The following is a 625-nucleotide window of genomic DNA, read 5'->3' on the forward strand; positions in this document are numbered from 1 at the left end:
CAACATTGGCTCCGGTGCTGGCATGCAGGGGGCGAGAGCGCTGCCGCAGGCTGCGCATGCCGCGGCGAAAGGTGCGGTGCTTGCCCTGACGCGCCAACTTGCAGCAGAAGGCATCGCCGTTGGCGTACGGGTTAACTCGGTCAGCCCTGGTGTGATGAACACCCCGCCAGTTCAGGCGATGTATCGGGAATTTGGCGACAAGGCACCAGTGGCTCCTATCGTGGAACGCTCCCTCACCGGTAAGCCAGGCGAGCCGATCGCTGTCGCTTGGGCTGGCCTTTACCTGACCTCTGATGAGTCTGAATGGGTCACCGGGATCAATATCCCTGTGGACGGTGGGGCGAGCTCAATCATGTAAGTCGAGCCGGTTTCAGATTGTTGAACCCGCAGGCCGACTCAATACAGGCAAGAGTAGTTTTGACATGACTAACATTTTGATGAGTACCAGCAATGCAGCCAAGTTGCTGGCAAACCCGTTGCAGATCAACGGATTGCAAATTAAAAACCGCATTATCCTTGGGCCGATGGCAGTACTTCGCCCAACCGAAGACGGCCGCCCAAGCGAGCAGACCATTGCTTTCCTTAAGCGCCGCGCGCAGGGCGGAGTTGGCCTGGCCATCGTTGG

2 protein-coding genes are annotated in these 625 nt (G+C 58.4%); both read left to right on the forward strand.

The genetic code is table 11. The features are described from left to right. Positions 1-358, forward strand: a 358-nt coding sequence (locus AC1DRJ_RS31500) for an SDR family oxidoreductase (protein WP_477805542.1), incomplete at its 5' end; no start/stop codon positions are given. Positions 359-422: 64 nt separating this feature from the next. Beyond that, positions 423-625, forward strand: a 203-nt coding sequence (locus tag AC1DRJ_RS31505; protein ID WP_477805543.1) for an oxidoreductase, incomplete at its 3' end; no start/stop codon positions are given.

It is taken from the genome of Pseudomonas sp. P5_B2, assembly GCF_056400445.1.